17 protein-coding genes are annotated in these 17398 nt (G+C 70.6%); 3 read left to right on the forward strand and 14 right to left on the reverse strand.

What is annotated here, in order from left to right; genetic code table 11:
* Window positions 1-49 precede the first annotated feature (49 nt).
* From ACYVIP_RS23430 to ACYVIP_RS23440, 3 genes are all read right to left on the reverse strand, one after another.
* Window positions 50-1039 (reverse strand): bifunctional riboflavin kinase/FAD synthetase, encoded by a 990-nt coding sequence (locus ACYVIP_RS23430; protein WP_460399813.1) that lies wholly within the window; start codon window positions 1037-1039, stop codon window positions 50-52.
* Window positions 1040-1187: 148 nt separating this feature from the next.
* Window positions 1188-2150, reverse strand: a complete 963-nt coding sequence (gene truB, locus ACYVIP_RS23435; protein WP_460399815.1) for a tRNA pseudouridine(55) synthase TruB — start codon at window positions 2148-2150, stop codon at window positions 1188-1190.
* Window positions 2129-3445 (reverse strand): MFS transporter, encoded by a 1317-nt coding sequence (locus ACYVIP_RS23440; RefSeq protein WP_460399817.1) that lies wholly within the window; start codon window positions 3443-3445, stop codon window positions 2129-2131. The genes truB and ACYVIP_RS23440 overlap by 22 nt, the downstream gene beginning before the upstream one ends.
* Window positions 3446-3592: 147 nt before the next feature.
* On the opposite strand from ACYVIP_RS23440, the gene ACYVIP_RS23445 reads away from it, so the two are divergent.
* Complete coding sequence (locus ACYVIP_RS23445) at window positions 3593-3919, forward strand: hypothetical protein (protein ID WP_460399819.1); 327 nt, start codon at window positions 3593-3595, stop codon at window positions 3917-3919.
* 4 nt (window positions 3920-3923) lie between these two features.
* Here ACYVIP_RS23445 and ACYVIP_RS23450 read toward each other — a convergent pair whose 3' ends face one another.
* Complete coding sequence (locus tag ACYVIP_RS23450) at window positions 3924-5228, reverse strand: MATE family efflux transporter (protein WP_460399821.1); 1305 nt, start codon at window positions 5226-5228, stop codon at window positions 3924-3926.
* Between the two features lie 62 nt (window positions 5229-5290).
* On the opposite strand from ACYVIP_RS23450, the gene ACYVIP_RS23455 reads away from it, so the two are divergent.
* Window positions 5291-5827: a CGNR zinc finger domain-containing protein gene (locus ACYVIP_RS23455; protein ID WP_460399823.1), complete on the forward strand. Its 537-nt coding sequence runs from the start codon at window positions 5291-5293 to the stop codon at window positions 5825-5827.
* Here the strand turns inward: ACYVIP_RS23455 and ACYVIP_RS23460 are convergent.
* From ACYVIP_RS23460 to ACYVIP_RS23490, 7 genes are all read right to left on the reverse strand, one after another.
* Window positions 5824-7197, reverse strand: coding sequence for a Gfo/Idh/MocA family protein (locus ACYVIP_RS23460; protein WP_460399825.1), 1374 nt, complete (start codon window positions 7195-7197; stop codon window positions 5824-5826). The two genes, ACYVIP_RS23455 and ACYVIP_RS23460, sit on opposite strands and share 4 nt — an antisense overlap.
* 216 nt (window positions 7198-7413) lie before the next feature.
* Window positions 7414-8535, reverse strand: coding sequence for an ABC transporter ATP-binding protein (locus ACYVIP_RS23465; RefSeq protein ID WP_460399827.1), 1122 nt, complete (start codon window positions 8533-8535; stop codon window positions 7414-7416).
* A 125-nt stretch (window positions 8536-8660) separates the two neighbouring features.
* Window positions 8661-9554 (reverse strand): carbohydrate ABC transporter permease, encoded by an 894-nt coding sequence (locus ACYVIP_RS23470; RefSeq protein WP_460399829.1) that lies wholly within the window; start codon window positions 9552-9554, stop codon window positions 8661-8663.
* 4 nt (window positions 9555-9558) lie between these two features.
* Complete coding sequence (locus ACYVIP_RS23475) at window positions 9559-10476, reverse strand: carbohydrate ABC transporter permease (protein ID WP_460399831.1); 918 nt, start codon at window positions 10474-10476, stop codon at window positions 9559-9561.
* 79 nt (window positions 10477-10555) lie between these two features.
* Window positions 10556-11791, reverse strand: coding sequence for an extracellular solute-binding protein (locus ACYVIP_RS23480; protein WP_460399833.1), 1236 nt, complete (start codon window positions 11789-11791; stop codon window positions 10556-10558).
* Between the two features lie 113 nt (window positions 11792-11904).
* The gene (locus ACYVIP_RS23485; RefSeq protein ID WP_460399835.1) at window positions 11905-12921 is read right to left on the reverse strand and encodes a DHH family phosphoesterase; all 1017 of its coding nucleotides are present in this window, start codon (window positions 12919-12921) and stop codon (window positions 11905-11907) included.
* Between the two features lie 130 nt (window positions 12922-13051).
* Window positions 13052-13744 (reverse strand): alpha/beta hydrolase, encoded by a 693-nt coding sequence (locus ACYVIP_RS23490; RefSeq protein WP_460399837.1) that lies wholly within the window; start codon window positions 13742-13744, stop codon window positions 13052-13054.
* Window positions 13745-14051: 307 nt separating this feature from the next.
* Between ACYVIP_RS23490 and ACYVIP_RS23495 the strand changes: the two genes are divergently transcribed.
* Window positions 14052-14492, forward strand: coding sequence for a MarR family winged helix-turn-helix transcriptional regulator (locus ACYVIP_RS23495; protein ID WP_460399839.1), 441 nt, complete (start codon window positions 14052-14054; stop codon window positions 14490-14492).
* Between the two features lie 6 nt (window positions 14493-14498).
* Here the strand turns inward: ACYVIP_RS23495 and rbfA are convergent, their stop codons facing one another.
* The 3 genes from rbfA to infB all read right to left on the reverse strand — a co-directional run.
* A complete protein-coding gene (gene rbfA, locus ACYVIP_RS23500) occupies window positions 14499-14972 on the reverse strand; it encodes a 30S ribosome-binding factor RbfA (protein ID WP_460399841.1) in 474 nt (157 codons plus the stop codon).
* Window positions 14973-14992: 20 nt separating this feature from the next.
* A complete protein-coding gene (locus ACYVIP_RS23505) occupies window positions 14993-15289 on the reverse strand; it encodes a DUF503 domain-containing protein (protein ID WP_460399843.1) in 297 nt (98 codons plus the stop codon).
* 73 nt (window positions 15290-15362) lie between these two features.
* Window positions 15363-17398: translation initiation factor IF-2 (infB, locus tag ACYVIP_RS23510; protein WP_460399845.1), on the reverse strand; the 2036-nt coding region annotated here is incomplete at its 5' end.

Raw genomic sequence — 17398 nt, forward strand, 5'->3', positions numbered from 1 at the left:
CTCGTGGTAAAACCCGACACGTGTTCGCATGTGCACGGAACGAGTTCGCTCAGGTCAGGAGCTCCCGAGTGCGCCGGACGTCGTCGTGCATCTGCTCCACGAGCGCCGCCGACGAGTCGAAACGCTCCATCGGACGCAGCCGTTGGACGAAGTCGACGCCGATCCGCTGGCCGTAGAGATCCTCGTCCACGTCGAGCACGAACGCCTCGACCCGCCGCTCCCTGCCGGAGAAGGTCGGGTTGGTGCCCACCGAGATCGCCGCCATCAGCGGCGGCCGGTTCGCGTTGTTCAGCAGGGAGAACCGGCCCGCGTACACACCGTCGGCTGGCACGGCGGCGTAGCGCGGGGTGGACAGGTTGGCGGTCGGGAAGCCCAGCTCGTGCCCGCGCCGGTCGCCGCGCACGACGATCCCCTCCAGCCGGTGTGGCCGGCCGAGCGCGGCCGCGGCCGCGGTCACGTCGCCGGCGTTGACGCAGGCGCGGATGTAGGTGGAGGAGAAGGTGATCTCGTCGGCCGCCTCGTGGCTGGGCACGGCGTTGGGTACGGCGTCGGGCACGGCGTTGGGCACGGTGACCAGCTTGGCCCCCTCGGCGACGAACCCGAACCGCTGCCCGAGCTCGGTCAGCAGGTCGACCTTGCCCAGCGCCCCGTGGCCGAAGGTGAAGTTCTGCCCGACCACCACGGCGGCGACGTGCAGTTGCTCGACGAGCACCTCGTGCACGAACTCGTCGGCGGGCACCTTGGACAGCTCATGGGTGAACGGCAGCACGCAGAAGACGTCGATGCCCATCCGCTCCACCAGTTCGGCCTTGCGCCGCAGGGTGGTCAGCTGCGCGGGATGGCTCCCCGGCCGGACCACCTCCGCCGGATGCGGGTCAAAGGTGAGCAGCACGCTCGGCATCCCGCGCTGCTCGGCCAGCGACACCGCCCGGTTGATCAGCGCCTGATGCCCCAGATGCACCCCGTCGAACACCCCGATGGTGGCCACACACCGTCCCCACCCGCCAGGAATGAACTCCAACCCACGCCACCGCTGCACGCCCCCACCCTATTGCCACCCCCGCGAGTCCAACCCCCCGGACACGCGAGTCCAACGCTCCCGCCCGCGCGTGCCCGTCCCGACCGCAGCGAAGGGACCCTTCGCTGCGTCTGGTGCAGTGAAGGAGCCCTTCGCTGCGGTTCGGTGCTCAGGCGGGGGTGAGGACTACGACTGACTTGGTGAACTGGCCCTCGTCGACGGCGAGGGCGATCGCGCGTTCGGCGGGGTCGAAGACGCCGTAGGTGCCGGTGATGCCGGCGGCCGGGAGGCGCTGGCCGCGCAGCAGCACGGCCGCCGCACGCTCGTCGACGTCGCGCCGGGGGAACGCGGCGGCCACCGCGGCGTCCAGCGGCAGTGACAGCCCCGGCGCGTCCGCGAGCCGTTCCAGCGTGGTCACCACGCGCAGGTCGAACGGCCCGACCCTGGTCCGGCGCAGCGCCGCGAGGTGCCCGCCGACGCCGAGGTCCGCGCCGAGGTCCCTGGCCAGCGCCCGCACGTAGGTGCCGGAGGAGCACTCGACCATCACGTCCAGCTCGATGCTCGTCTCGAGCCTGCGCGCGGCCAGCAGGTCGAACCGGGACACCTCGACCGGGCGGGCGGCCAGGGTGACCTCCTCCCCCGCGCGCACCCTGGCGTAGGCCCGCTTGCCGTCCACCTTCACCGCGCTGACCGCGCTCGGCACCTGCTGGATGGCGCCGGTGAGCGCCCGGATCCCGGCGGCGATCGCGTCGTCGGGGACGGCGGCCACGGCATCGGCGGTCGCGGTGGAGATCTCCGTGCCCTGCGCGTCGTCGGTGGTGGTCGCGCTGCCGAGGGCGATCGTGGCCAGGTAGGCCTTGGTGTCCAGCGCCAGGTGGCCGAGCAGCTTGGTCGCCCGCTCGATCCCGAGCACCAGCACGCCGGTGGCCATCGGGTCGAGGGTGCCGGCATGCCCGACCTTGCGGGTGCCCATGATCCGCCGCACTCTGGCGACGACGTCGTGCGAGGTCAGGCCGGCCGGCTTGTCCACGACGACCAGTCCGGGCGGCACGACGACACGTTGTTTCACCGAGGCAGGGGGCACCCGGCCATTATCCAAGGCGGGGAACGTCAGGCGGGGGCCAGATCCCATGCCCGCCGGCGGATCTGCACCGGCACCGACTCCCCGCGCTCGGCCGCGTCGAACACCGCCGCCCGCGCCCGCCGCCACCACACCGACGTCCGCCACAGGCCGACCAGCAGGATCACCACCACCGACAGCAACGCCAGCCGGAACGCGGTCGTCGGCCCGAGCGGCTCGAACGCCGACATCAGCAGTCTGACCGCCAGCGCGGAGATCGTGATCGCGACGAACCCGCCGACGTTCACCACTCCGGTCGCGGTGCCCACCCTGCGCAGCGGGTTGTAGTCCCTGGCCAGCGCGAACCCGATGGCCGATGCCGGCCCGCCGACCGAAAGCACCGCGAACCCGGCCACCAGCACCACCACCGGCACCCGGCCACTCGGCCAGCCGAGCAGCACCGCCCACACGCCGAGCGCCGCGACCAGGTAGCCGACCACCAGCGGCATCCGCCGCTCCGGCCACCGGCTGATCACCGCGCCGACCATCGGCCCACCGACGATCGCGCCGAGCACCAGCACGCCGAGCACCAGGCCGGCGGCCGCCTCGCTCATCCCCTGTGCCCGCACCAGGTATGGGAATCCCCACAGCAGCCCGAGCATGGCGGGCGCGAACATGGTGGAGAAGTGCAGCCAGAACCCGAGCCGGGTGCCCGGGGTGGACCACGCGTGGCGGACCTGGCCGAGCACCGACCGCAGCGACCGCGCCTGCCCCGCCTCCACCGGGACGGCTGGTTCGCCGTCCCGCACCCGCAGCGCGAGCACGATCGCGTACAGCGCGGTCACCGCGCCGGCCACGGCGAAGGTCGCCGTCCAGCCGACACCGTCGAGCAGCAGGCTCAGCGGCACCGTGGACGCCAGCTGGCCAAGCGCGCCGAGCGCGGCGGTGATCGAGGTCAGCGCGGCGTAGCGGCGGGCGGGGAAGTGCGCGGCGACCAGGCGCAGCACGCTCACGAACGTCATCGCGTCGCCGATGCCGAGCACCGCCCTGGCGACCAGCCCGAGCGGGTAGGAGGTGGCGAAGGCGAACAGTAGTTGACCAAGCCCCATCAGCACCGCGGCGGTGACCAGCACGCGGCGTGGGCCGAACCGGTCGACCAGCATCCCGGTCGGGATCTGCATCAGCGCGTAGACCCCGACCTGCAACACGGTGAACGTGCCGAGCGCGGCCGGTCCGAGGCCGAAACGGGCACTCGCCTCGAGGCTGGCCACCCCGAGCGAGGTGCGGTGGAACACCGCTGCCAGGTAGACGAGGACCGCTACGGCCCAGATCGCCAATGCCCGTCTGGTCTGGCGGGTGTACTGCACAACGCTCCGTTTCGGGGTCGGATCGACTCGCGGGGGTCCGCTTGGTTACAGCGGTTCACCCTGCCAAATCGTTAGCCTGGCTAAACGTGCGATCGCCCACACCCGCGTCCTGGTGGGTAGGGTCGACCCGCCAGCGAGGAGGCACGGATGACCGACCCACACATCCATGTCGAGCAGCGGGTGGCCTGGTCCGGCGGCGGGGTCCGCGACCTGATGGCATCGACGTTCGGCCTGGCCGCCGACGCGCCGAGCGAGGTCGACACCGGGTGCGCGCGGCGGGTGCCCTACGCGATGACCGCCACCCGCCCGGAGAGCGTCACCTGCCTGGCCTGCCGCGAGCATGCCCGCGGCGAGCACCTTCGACTGGCCGAGCAGGTCGAGAACCTGAGCCGGATGGCGGGCTCGCCGCTGTCCGGCGAGGACGCGGACAAGGTCGCGCGCCATCACCGGGACCTCGCCCGGCGGTTCGGCTGACCCGTTACGCGCGGACCGCGCCGACCACGGCCCAGCGGTCGGACCTGACCCGGACGAGCAGCGTGGCCAACCGCAGCACCATGAACAGCGACAACCCGGTCCAGATGCCGACCAGCCCCCAGTCGAACGCGAGCGAGGCCCACACCATCGGCAGGAACCCGACCGCGGCCGCGCCGATGGTCGCGGTGCGCAGGAACGCGGCGTCCCCCGCGCCGAGCAGCACCCCGTCCAGCGCGAACACCACCCCCGCGAGCGGCTGTAGGCCGACGAAGAACCACCACGCGTGCGGGATCTCCGCGAGCACCGCGCCGTCGGTGGTGAACAGGCCCGGCAGCGGGCCGGCCAGCGCGGCGAACAGCACGCCGAGGACACAGCCGAACACCAGGCCGTAGCCGGTGATCCGCCAGGCCAGGGCGCGGGCCCGGCGGCTGTCGTTCGCCCCCAGCGCCTCGCCGACCAGCTGCTGGGCCGCGATCGCCAGCGAGTCGAGCACCAGCGCGAGGAACGTCCACAGCTGCAGCACGATCTGGTGGGCCCCGACCGCGCCGATCGAGGTGTGCGCGGCGACCGTGGTGGCCGAGACGAAGCAGGCCTGGAAGGCCAGGCTGCGCAACACCAGGTCGCGGCCGAGGGTGAGCTGGGCGCGCATCATCGCCGGCACCGGCCGCAGCGGGACCCGCTCGGCCACGAGCGCGCGGACGAACAGCGCCGCGGCGATCACCTGGGCGACGACGTTGGCCACCGCGGAGCCCTCGAGCCCCCAGCCGGCGCCGTACACCAGCACCGGGCACAGCACGGCGGACACGGCGTTGCCGAACAGCACGTAACGCAACGGCCTGCGGGCATCCTGGACCCCGCGCATCCAGCCGTTGCCGGCCATCGTGATCAGGATGCACGGGATGCCGAACAACGCGATCCGCAGCCAGGACACCGCGGCGTCGGCCACCTCGCCCGGACCGGCGAGCAGCCGCGCGACCGGCCCGGCGACCAGCTGCCCGAGGCCCACCAGCAGCAGGCCGACGGTGATCGCGAGCCAGGTGGCGTGCACGCCCTCGGCGACCGCGTCGGCGCGCCGGCCGGCGCCGTGCAGCCGGGCCGCGCGCGCGGTGGTGCCGTAGGACAGGAAGGTCAGCTGGGTGGAGACCTGGGCGAGCACGATCGCGCCGATGGACAGCCCGCCGAGCGGCACCGCGCCAAGATGTCCGACCACGGCGGTGTCGACCAGCAGGTAGAGCGGCTCGGCGGCGAGCACGCCGAGGGCCGGCACGGCCAGGCCGAGTACTCGCCGCAGCGGCGCACGATCCCGCACTGGCTCTCCCGGTAAGGTGCTGTAGAGGGTTTGAGTCCTGACCATAGCTGTAAGGACCGCAGATGGACAATGCCGATTACCTGGACGTCGCGCTCCGATTGGCCAACGCCGAGCTGACCACCGCCGAGCTGACCGGGGTCGACGCGTTGCGCGCCGCCCTGCACGACGAGCCGTGGTGGTCCGAGCGGGCGACCGCCGAGGACGTCGCCGCACTGACCCCGGTGGCGGCCGGCCTGCGGCGCGCGCTGGGCCGGGCGGTGACCGCCGACGAGCAGGGCGTGCTGGCCGAGGTGAACGCGCTGCTGGCCGCGCACCCGCTGCGGCCCCGGCTCTCCGCCGGCCACGGCCAGACCGCGGACTGGCACGTGCACGTCGCCTCCGTCGACGCGCCGCCGGCCACCGAGGTGGCCGCCGCGGCGGTGTGGGGCATCGCGCACGGCGTCGTCCACTACGGGCTCGACCGCTTCGGCCACTGCGGCGCCGAGGGCTGCGCGAACTACTACCTGGACACCTCGTCCAACCGCACCAAGCGGTTCTGCTCGGCGCGCTGCGCGAACCGGGTGCACGTCGCGGCGTTCCGCTCCCGGCAGGCGCGCTAGCCGGGTTTCACCGAGTCGGTGCCCGGATGTGGGGTGCGCCAGTCGCCCCGGGTGAAGTCGGGGAACGGGATCGGCGCGCCGTGGTGGCGCACCGACAGCACGCTCAGCGCGTACGGCGAGTTCCACGCGGCCGAGTCGTAGACGTCGATGTCCGGCGGCAGGCCCAGCCGCAGGCACTGCACCAGCCGCCACAGCATCAGGTAGTCCATGCCGCCGTGCCCGCCGGGACCGGGACCGACGTCGGTCCACAGCCAGTGGTCGTGCTCGGCGTAGTCGTCGAAGGAGCCCCACTGGTCGTCGTCGCGGTCGGGCTCCAGGTAGATCCGCGGCGGGTAGTCCTCGAAGACGCCGTTCGTGCCGGCCAGGTGGTTGAGCCGGGAGTACGGGTGCGGGTTGGAGACGCCGTGCACGAGATGGACGACCCGGCCCTTGGCGGTCTGGATCAGGCTCATCGTGACGTCGCCGTTGACGTACTCCTCGCGCCAGGTCTCGTCGCCGGGCGGCAGGTGTTCGGCGCGGTAGGCGGCCAGGCCGAGAGCGGGCGTGCTCATCGAGGTCATCCGCACGAACCGGTCGCCGCGGTGCAGGTCGAGGTAGGCGGCGACCGGGCCGAGACCGTGGGTCGGGTAGAGGTCGCCGTTGGTCGTGGTGTGGAACCGGCGGCGCCACTGGTCCTCGTAGTAGGTCTTGGAGAACAGCAGCTCGCGCAGGTCGTGCAGGTAGGCACCGGAGCCGTGCAGCAGCTCGCCGAACAGGCCGGCGTGGGCCATGCGCAGCGCGCGCAGCTCGTTCTGGCCGTAGCAGCAGTTCTCCAGCTGGATGCAGTGCCGCCGGGTGCGCTCGGAGGTGTCCACGAGCTCCCAGAGGTCCGCGAGCGACAGGCCCATGGGGACCTCGACGCCGGTGTGCTTGCCGGCGCGCATCGCGGCCAGCGCCATCGGCGCGTGCCACTCCCACGGGGTGGCGATGTAGACGAAGTCCACGTCGTCACGGGCGCAGAGGTTCAGGTAGTCCTCGTCGCCGGCGGTGAACACGGCCGGGGGCGGCTGCCCGGCGTCGGTGACCGCCTTGGCCGCGCTCTCGGCGAACTCCGGGCGGATGTCGCACAGCGCGGTGACCCTGGCGCCGGGGATGGCCAGCAGCAGCGGCAGCATCCCGCCGCCGCGGTTGCCGAGCCCGATGATCCCGAACCGGGGTGCCGCGGTCTCGGCGAAGGGCACCCCGATCATCGAGCGGCCCACCCGGGGCGGTGCCTGCGCGGCCGCCTCGATCCCGCTCGCGCCGGCCACGCCGAGCCCGACCCCGGTCACCGCCGCGCCCCGCAACACCGCTCGCCGAGAAACCGACTGCCCACCCACCCGCTCGCTCATGGCCCGCTCCCCGACTGCCCTGAATGACCCATTCAGGACGTTGAGCGTCGCCAATGACTCATTCAGGGCATCGCAGCCGGCGACGCTACCGCTGCGGAGTGTCCTTACCAGCACTGTCACACAGGCCTGAGCGGCGGGGCGAGGGCCATTCGGCGTAGAGGCACGAAAAACCGCCGCCGGCGACCCGAGGGTCTCCGGCGGCGGTCTGGTGGTTGGTCAGTCGGGCAGGCGGTCGCCGGTCTCCGCGTCGAACAGGTGCACCGCACCCGGCTGCGGCACCAGGCCGACCTTCTCCCCGCGCTGGAACGCGGACATGCCCGGCGCACGCACGGTGACCGTGTGCGGGGCCTCGGCGTCGTCGGCGGCCTCGACGCCGTCCGCCGAGGCCAGCTCGGCGCTGGTCGAGCAGTAGAGGAACTGGTCGCTGCCCAGCTCCTCGACGACCTCGACCTGGGCGCTGATGCCCTCGCCGGCCGGCTTGAGCGTCCAGCCCTCCGGCCGCACGCCGACCACGACGGCCGGGGTGGTCAGCGCGTCACGCTGCGCGGGCGTCAGGCTGATCGGCTGCCCGCCGATGACCGCGCCGTCACCGTTGACCGTCGCCGGGATCAGGTTCATCGCGGGTGAGCCGATGAAGCCGGCGACGAACAGGTTCTTCGGCTTGCCGAACAGGCCGATCGGGGTGTCGCACTGTTGCAGCAGGCCGTCCTTGAGCACGGCCACCCGGTCGCCCATGGTCATGGCCTCGACCTGGTCGTGGGTGACGTAGATGGTGGTGACGCCGAGGCGCCGCTGCAGCGAGGCGATCTGCGTACGGGTCTGCACGCGCAGCTTGGCGTCCAGGTTGGACAGCGGCTCGTCCATGCAGAACACCTGCGGCCGGCGCACGATGGCCCGGCCCATGGCGACGCGCTGACGCTGGCCACCGGAGAGCTTGGCCGGCTTGCGGTCGAGGTAGGGCTCCAGGTCGAGCAGCTTGGCCGCCTCCAGCACCCGCTCGGCCCGCTCGGCCTTCGGCATCTTCTTGATCTTGAGGTGGAAGCCGATGTTGTCCGCGACCGTCATGTGCGGGTACAGCGCGTAGTTCTGGAACACCATGGCGATGTCCCGGTCCTTGGGGGGCAGGTTGGTCACGTCCCGCTCGCCGATGCGGACCGCGCCCTCGTCGACGCCCTCCAACCCGGCCAGCATGCGCAGCGTGGTGGACTTGCCGCAGCCGGAGGGACCGACCAGCACCAGGAACTCGCCGTCCTCGACCTCGAGGTCGAGCTGGTCGACCGCGGGCTTGTCGTTGCCCGAGTAGTAGCGGCTCGCGCCGTCGAAAGTCACTGTGGCCATGGCTTACCTTTCGTCTCGCCGGTCATAGACCGCACCCCGTTGTCGGCCCGGTGCGAAACCGGCGCACGAGCAAAAAACAATCTAGAGCACCAAACGGGTGAACACCACGATTCAGAATCACGATCTCACTTCACCCCACCCGCGGTGAGACCCGAGACCAGGTGCTTCTCGATCAACGCGAACAGCCCGACCACCGGCAGGATGCCGATGATGGAGACCGCGAACACGTACTGCCACGCCGACTCGTACTGACCGATGAACCTGGTCAGCGCCACCGTCAGTGGCTGGTTGGTGTCGGTGGGCAACAGGATCAGGCTGGCCGCGAACTCGTTCCAGCACGCGATGAACGTGAAGATCACCGCGGTCACGATGCCCGGCCACACCAGCGGCAACATGATCTGGCGCAGCGACTGGCCGCGGGAGCAGCCGTCGAGCCAGGCCGCCTCCTCGATCTCCTTGGGCACGTTGGCGAAGAAGCTGTGCATGATCCACACCGCGAACGACAGGTTGAACGCGGCGTTCACCAGGATCATCGCGAGCCAGGTGTCGTTGATCTCCAGGGTGACGAACTCGCGGAACAGGCCGGAGGCCAGCACGGTCGGCTGGAGCATCTGGGTGATCAGCACCAGCAGCATGAACGGCAGCTTGAGCCGGAAGTTGTGCCTGGCGGTGTAGTAGGCGGCCGGCAGCGCGGCGAGCAGCGCGAGCGCGGTGCCGCACAGCGAGATGACCACGGTGGAGAGCAGGTTGGCCGGCAGCGGGGTCTCCGGCGTGTCCCACATGGTGAGGAAGTTGCCGGGCGCCCAGTCCTCCGGCAGGTAGGTGGCCGGCACCCGCAGGATCTCCGGCCGGGTCTTGAACGCACCGATCAGCATGATCAGGTACGGGAACAGGAAGACCAGCGCGACGACCGTGGCGACGACCGTCAGCCCCCAGCGCTTCTTCTCCCGGACCGCCGGGCGGTTGGCCCCACCGCCGACCGCGGTGACCGTCGGCGGTCGGTCGATGACCGTACTCACGTGCTCAGACCTCCCGCATCGGGCGCACGGCGCGCAGGTAGATGCCGATCACGACGAGGACCACGACGAAGTTGAGCACGCTCAGCGCGCTCGCGGTGTCGATCTGCCGGTCCGACTGGATGATCTTGAACATCAGCGAGGTGGTGGTGTCCGCGTCGTAGCCGGGGATCGACCCGGTCATCGTCTTGAGGATCGGCAGGCTGTTGAACACGTTGATCACGTTGATGATCGTGGCCACCACCAGCGCGCCGCGCAGCATCGGGAACACCACGCGCCAGTAGGTCTGCACCCGCCCGGCGCCGTCGATCTGCGCCGCCTCCAGCACGTCGCCGGGCACGGCCTGCAGCCCGGCGAGGAAGACGAACGAGGTGAACGGGACCGAGACGAACACCGCGACCGCCAGCGCGGACAGGAATCCGGACAACGAGTTCTTCAGGAAGCCGAACGGCTCGTCCAGGATGCCGATGTCGACCAGCAGCCGGTTGATCACGCCGTAGAAGGGATCCAGGCCGTAGACGAACACCGTCGAGGTCATCACCACCGACGCCGCCCACGGCACGATGATCACCATCCGCAGGATCTTCCTGCCGGGGAAGCGCTTGTTCAGGAACTGGGCGAGCACCAGGCCGAAGCCGATGCTCAGCGCGACCGCGCCGACCACCCAGATGCCGGTGTTCAGCGCCACCCTCGGCAGGTGGTCGAGCTCGAGCACCCGCTCGTAGTTCGCCAACCCGGCCCAGCCCCGGTCGGTGCCGAACCGGCTCAGATCGCGGAAGGACGTGTAGATCATGTAGCCGACCGGGAACACGACCACGCCGCCGATGAGCAGCAGCGCGGGCGCGAGCCATGGCAGCGCCTGGAGGGTCGTCTGTCGCCGAGCCCGCCGGCGCAGCGACCGGTGCGCGGTGGTCGGAGCTGTCACGCGGTGGTTCCTCCTGTGTGTGGCGCCGGTCCCGGGCCGCCCTCGCCGGTGCGGCCCGGGACCTGTCGACGCCGGGGCGTCAGGCCGGTTCGTCGGCCTTCGCCTGGATCTCGCCAAGCACCACGTCCACCGGCTTGGTCTGGATCTGGCCGACCAGCGACTTGAAGGCGCCGGAGGTGGATGCCCAGGCCGGGTTGGTGGCGGGATAGAACTTCGCGTCGGGCAGCGACTCGAGGAAGATCTTCAGCTCCGGCTTGGCCGACGCGGCCTCCGCGCCGGACTTGGTCGCCGGGATGAACTGCTCGTTGTCGTTGAACTTGACGTAGTTGTCCTGCTGGTAGAAGAAGTCGAGGAACTTGGCGATCGCCGCCTGCTTCTCCTCGCCCTTGTCGAAGGCGACGAAGTAGTCGGCGACCCCGAGCGTGGACGGCGAGCCGTCCTTGGTCGGCGACGGCGCGATCTCCCACTGCAGGTTCGGGTTCTTCTCGTTGATCTGGCCGACGATCGGCGGCAGGCCCTGGATCATGCCGATCTTGCCCTGGATGAACACGTCGAGCAGCGGCGTGCGGTCGGTGGCACCCGGGCTCGGCTGGGTGACGCCCTCGTCGATCATCTTCTTCATGAAGGTCAGGGCTTCGGTGGCCTCCGGCGTGTCGATCGTCATCTTGCCGTCGGCCTCCCAGCTCGCGCCGGCGCCGTAGGCGAAGATCGAGGTCTCGGCCTGCGCCTCCTCGCTACCCAGCGGCATGCCGTAGCCGTGCACCCCGCCGCCCAGGGCCGAGATCTTCTTGGCCGCGGCGAGCAGCTCGTCCCAGGTCTTGGGCGGCGCGGTCACGCCGGCCTGGGTGAACAGGTCCTTGTTGTAGAACAGGGCCCTGGTCGAGGCGACCGTCGGCAGGCCGTAGGCGACGCCGTCGATCAGCGCGCTGTCGACGAACGACTTCTCGATGTCCTCGAGGGTCTCCGGCGAGACGATCTCCTCGGCCTCGTAGAGCAGGTCCTCGGTGGCGTAGGCCGGACCGGCCGCGTCCAGCTCCAGGATGTCCGGGGCGCGGTTGTTCTGGATCTTGTTGTCCAGCACGGTGTAGATCTCGTCCCAGCTCTGGGTCTCCAGTGTCACCGAGATGTCCGAGTTCTCCGCCTCGAACGCCTTGACGAGATCTTCCCAGTAGGGCTTGGTCAGGTCGCCGTAGATGGGGACGAGCAGCTCCAGTTCGGTGCTGCCACCGTCACCACCGCCCGAGTCGCTCCCACAGGCGGCTAACCCGAGTGCGGCCACGGTCGCGACCGTGACTGCCTTGATGACGCGCTTCAACTTTGTCCTCCATTTCCGCCCGGCCGGTCCGCCTGGCTGACCGCCCCAGGCCCGGCCAGCCCGTGCGGCGATTGGTTTATACCACTGATCTGGCCGGCGTAGCCGTCCCGTGCTCAACCCGATGCCGGCCGGGCGGTGCGCCGGCCCACCGGAACCGGCACACGCAACGCCTCCCGCAGCCGGTCGAGCACCTCGTCGAGGTCGCCGGTGGTGGTGAACCCGGCGGCCAGCAGGTGTCCGCCGCCACCGAACCCGGCCGCCACCACCCGCACGTCCACCGCGGTCGCGCGCAGCGAACCGGACCAGGTTCTCGGCTCGAGCTGTTTGAGCACGACGGCGACCTCCGCCTCCTCGATGCCCCGCAGCAGGTCCATCACGGCGTCGGTCTCCTCGAGCCGGGCCCCCGACTGGTCGTCGAGCGGGACCGCGACGTGCACCAGCCCCGCGCCGCCGACCGCGTCCGGTTCCAGCACCGCCCGGTCGAGCACGCCGGCCAGCCGGCCGAGGAAGGCGAACGGACGTGTGCCGGACAGCTCCCTGGCCACCCTGGCGGGGTCGACGCCGGCGCCGAGCAGCCGCGCGGCCAGCTCGTGGGTGGCCGGGCGGGCGCGCCGGAACCAGCCGGTGTCGGTGGCCAGGCCGGCGTAGAGGCAGGTGGCGATCTCGACATCCAGCTCAACACCGAGCTCGTCGAGCAGCACGGCGACCAGCACCGTGGTCGCCTCCGCGGTCTCGTCGACGACGTGGTGGGTGCCGAAGCGGGTGTTGTTCACGTGGTGGTCGACCACGAGCACCGCTCCCCCGGCCGCCACCGTGGCCGCCACCCGGTCGGTGAGCCGGCCGAGCCGGTCGATGCTGCTGGAGTCGAGCGCGACCAGCAGCCCGGCAGACGGGGGCACCTCGTCGGCGGACACGACCAGCCCGGAGGCGTCCAGCCACCGCAGCGACTCCGGGACCTCGGCGGGCGCGCCGAAGGAGACCCGCACGGTCGCGCCGCGCCGGCGCAGGGCCAGGCCGAGCGCGAGCGCGCTGCCCAGCGCGTCCGCGTCCGGGTTGACGTGGCCGAGCAGCGTCACGTCGGTCGCGGCCCGCAGCAGGTCGACGGCGGCACCAAGATCCGTGGTGGACACGACGACAGCCTCACGTAACCGAGCGGCTGCGTCCAGTACACCTGGCGGAGATGATGGTTGAGTTGAGATCTGGTGCATGCCTCCACCGTGGCCCGGGAAACCACGGCGGACAAGGAGGAGCCGCGCGGGGTCAGCCGATCCGCTGACCGATGAACTTGAGCGCCTCCGGCAGCACCTTTTTCCAGTAGGCGGGGTCGTGCCCGCCCGGCTTGAACTCGGACACCTCGTCGTCGCGCTTGTCGACCAGCTCCCGCGCGCCGTCGATGAACGGGTCGGAGTCGCCACACCACACGCCGAGCGGCACCCCGGAGAAGCGGGACACGTTCTGCAGCGGGTCGGTGTCGCGCCACTGCTGCTCGTTGTTGAACACGTTGCGGGACTCGGCCTCCGACCAGCTCTGGAACAGCGCCGGACTGATCACGGCCGCGGCCGGGTTGTTCAGGTTGGACGCGTAGTTCAGCGCGCCATAGCCGCCCATGGAGATGCCGAGCACGGCGAACGGGTTGGTCACCAGCCCCCGCTCCCCCAGCCACCTCGGCACGTCCTCGGTCAGCATCAGCTGCGGGTCGTCCCGGCGCTCGCGGGCCACCCAGTAGGAGTCGCCGCCGTCCATGGCCACCACGGCGAAGGGCGGGACGCCCTGGTAGTTGACGATCGAGGTCAGGATCTCCGGCACGCCGAGATCGACGAACATCTTGGCGGTCTCACCCCGCCCGTGCAGCGCGAGGCACACCGGCAGGTCCGGGTCCGCGTCCTCCGGCCGGATGACGACCAGCTCGACTTCCGTGTGCCGGGCCACCGACCCGACACGTTCGACGGTCACCGGTTCGGGGGGCGCCGATTTACTCGCCCCCGATAACGAATCGGGTGCGGAACTCGTTCCGCCGGTTCTCACGGGGACGTCCGATGGCTGTGATGCGCAGCCGGCGGCCGCGAGGCCGAGGCCGACAGCACCAAGCAGGACGTCTCGCCGCGTACGACGAAAATCGCCTGCAGCCACGTCTCACCCCAAGCTGGCCGTAGTCGGATCAGGGAGCCACGAGAGTATCGAAACCTTGTCCGTTATGGCACTCAGATCGAAACATTCGCCGGTTTTGACAGGTACCTGTCGTTGTGGGACGGTGCCCGCCATGACCCCGCTGACCGCGCGTGGCCTGGAGTTCTCCGAGCTACTGGTCGAAGTCTTCCGGGTGAACGGACTACTCCTTTCGGCGGGCGACCAGTTGGCCACACCGTCCGGGCTCACCAGCGCCCGTTGGCAGGTACTGGGCGTGATCGATCATGAACCGGCCACCGTCGCGCGGGTCGCCAGGACCATGGGACTTACCAGACAAACCGTGCAGCAGACGGCGAACTCACTGGCCGGTGACGGCCTGATCGTCTTCCAGGACAACCCGCGCGACCGCCGCGCGCGCGTGATCACCCTCACACCGCGCGGCCGCACGGCGCTGCGACAGGTGGAACAGCGACAGGCGGCCTGGGCCAACGACGTGGCCGACCGGATCAGCCTGACCGAACTGCGCGCGGCCACCGGCACGCTGCGCGACCTCGCGGACCTCCTTGAGGGCTGAGCGGGCTCAGTCCTCGTCGTCCTTGTCGTCGTCGTCCTTGTCGTCGTCCTCGCGGGGGGCCTTGTACGGGTCGGGGTCGCCTGCGGGCTTGGCGCCGTTGGCCAGCCGGGCGACCTCCTCGTCGGCGGCCTGGGCCCTGGCGAGCAGCTCGTCGATGTGCTTGGCGTCCTCGGGCACGGTGTCCGCGACGAACGTGAGCGTCGGGGTGAACCGGACACCGGTGCCCGCGCCCACCCGGGAGCGCAGCACGCCCTTGGCCGACTCCAGCGCGGCCGCGGCCCCCTGCAGGTCCGGCGCGACGTCCAGCTTGTCGCCGAGCACGGTGTAGTACACGGTCGCGTCGTGCAGGTCGGCGGTGACCCGGGTGTCGGTGATCGTCACCCGCGCCAGGCGCGGGTCCTTGACCTCGTGTTCCAGCACGGACGCGACGATCTTCGCGATGCGCTTGGCGAGCTTGCGGGCGCGTGGTGCGTCAGCCACGACGTTCCTTCCTAACGGTCTCAGTCGTCGTTCGGGCCGAGCAGCCGGCGGTGGGCCGAGATCAGCTCGAGTTCCGGCCGGCCGGCCACCAGCCGCTCACACGCGTCGAGCAGCTCGTTAACGTGCGCGGCGTCGGCCGCGACCGCGGCCACCCCGATCAGCGACCGGCGATGCTTGTCCAGGTGCCCGGCCTCGGCCACGGCCACCTCGAACCGCTTGCGCAGCTCGGCGATCACCGGCCGCACCGCGGAACGCTTCTCCTTCAGTGAGCGGATGTCACCGAGCACGACGTCCAGCTCAAGAGCCCCGACGAACAACGGGTATCACTTTCCATGAACAGGGCCCGGTCGCCGCGCCAACCGAAGTGGGCACGGCGACCGAGCGAGTGAATCAGTCGCGCGGCTTCTCGCGCAGCTCGTAGGTCTCGATGATGTCGTCGACCTTGAGGTCCCCGTAGGAACCGAGCGTCAGACCACACTCGAAGCCCTCACGCACCTCGACCGCGTCGTCCTTGAACCGCCGCAGCGAGCTGACCGGCAGGTTCTCCTGGACGACGACGCCATCGCGCATGAGCCGCGCCTTGGCGTTGCGCCGGATCTCGCCGGACAGCACCATGCAACCCGCGATCGTGCCGACCTTGGAGGACTTGAACACCTCGCGCACCTCGGCGCGCCCGAGCTCGACCTCTTCGTAGATCGGCTTGAGCATGCCCTTGAGGGCCTGCTCGATCTCGTCGATCGCCTGGTAGATGACCGAGTAGTACCGGACGTCGATGCCCTCGCGGTTGGCCTGCTCGGTGACCTTGCCCTCGGCCCGGACGTTGAACCCGAGGATGATCGCGTCGGACGCGATCGCCAGGTCGACGTTGGCCTTGGTGACGCCACCGACCCCGCGGTCGATGACCCGCAGCTCGACCTCGTCGCCGACGTCGATCTTCGTGAGCGCGTCCTCGAGTGCCTCGACGGTACCCGAGTTGTCGCCCTTGATGATCAGGTTGAGCTGGCTGGTCTCCTTCAGCGCGGAGTCCAGGTCCTCGAGGCTGATCCGCTTGCGCCGCTGGGCGTTGGCCGCGTTGCGCATGCGGGCCGCCCGGCGCTCGGCGATCTGCCGTGCCGTGCGGTCCTCCTCGACCACCAGGAACGTGTCACCGGCACCCGGCACCGACGTGAACCCGATGACCTGCACCGGACGCGACGGCGTCGCCTCGATGACGTCCTCGTTGAACTCGTCGACCATGCGGCGCACGCGACCGTAGGCGTCGCCGGCGACGATCGAGTCGCCGACCCGCAGCGTGCCGCGCTGCACCAGCACCGTGGCCACCGGACCGCGACCGCGGTCCAGGTGGGCCTCGATGGCGACGCCCTGCGCCTCCATCTCCGGGTTGGCCCGCAGGTCGAGCGAGGCGTCCGCGGTGAGCACGACCGCCTCGAGCAGACCCTCGATGTTGATGTTCTGCCGCGCGGAGATGTCGACGAACATCGTCTCGCCGCCGTACTCCTCGGCGACCAGCCCGTACTCGGTGAGCTGCTGGCGCACCTTCTGCGGGTTGGCACCTTCCTTGTCGATCTTGTTGACCGCGACCACGATCGGCAGGCCGGCGGCCTGCGCGTGGTTGATCGCCTCCACCGTCTGCGGCATCACGCCGTCGTCGGCGGCGACCACGATCACCGCGATGTCGGTCGAGTTGGCACCACGGGCACGCATGGCGGTGAACGCCTCGTGACCAGGGGTGTCGATGAAGGTGATCAGCCGCTCGTTGCTGTCGACCACGACCGCGACCTGGTAGGCACCGATGTGCTGGGTGATGCCACCGGCCTCGCCCTCGTGCACCGTGGTCTTGCGGATGGTGTCGAGCAGGCGGGTCTTACCGTGGTCGACGTGACCCATGACGGTCACGACCGGCGGCCGCGCCTGCAGTTCCTCCTCGCCACCGGCGTCCTCGCCGAAGGAGATGTCGAAGGAGTCGAGCAGCTCGCGGTCCTCCTCCTCCGGGGAGACGACCTGCACCTTGTAGTTCATCTCGGTGCCGAGCAGCTCGAGCACGTCGTCGGAGACCGACTGGGTGGCCGTGACCATCTCGCCGAGGTGGAACAGCACCTGCACCAGCGAGGCCGGGTTGGCGTTGATCTTCTCGGCGAAGTCGGTCAGCGAGGCACCACGCGGCAGCCGGATGTTCTCGCCGTTGCCCTTGGGCAGGCGAACACCGCCGACGCTGGGCGCCTGCATGTTCTCCATGTACTCCTGGCGCTTCTGCCGCTTGGACTTGCGACCACGCCGGGACGGCCCACCTGGCCGGCCGAAGGCACCCGCGGCACCGCCACGGCCACCACCGGAACCGGGACGGCCACCGCCGCCACCACGGAAACCACCGCCACCGCCGGCCGGGGCACCGCCACCACCGCCGCCACCGGGACGGAAGCCACCGC

This window comes from Actinophytocola sediminis, assembly GCF_054779715.1.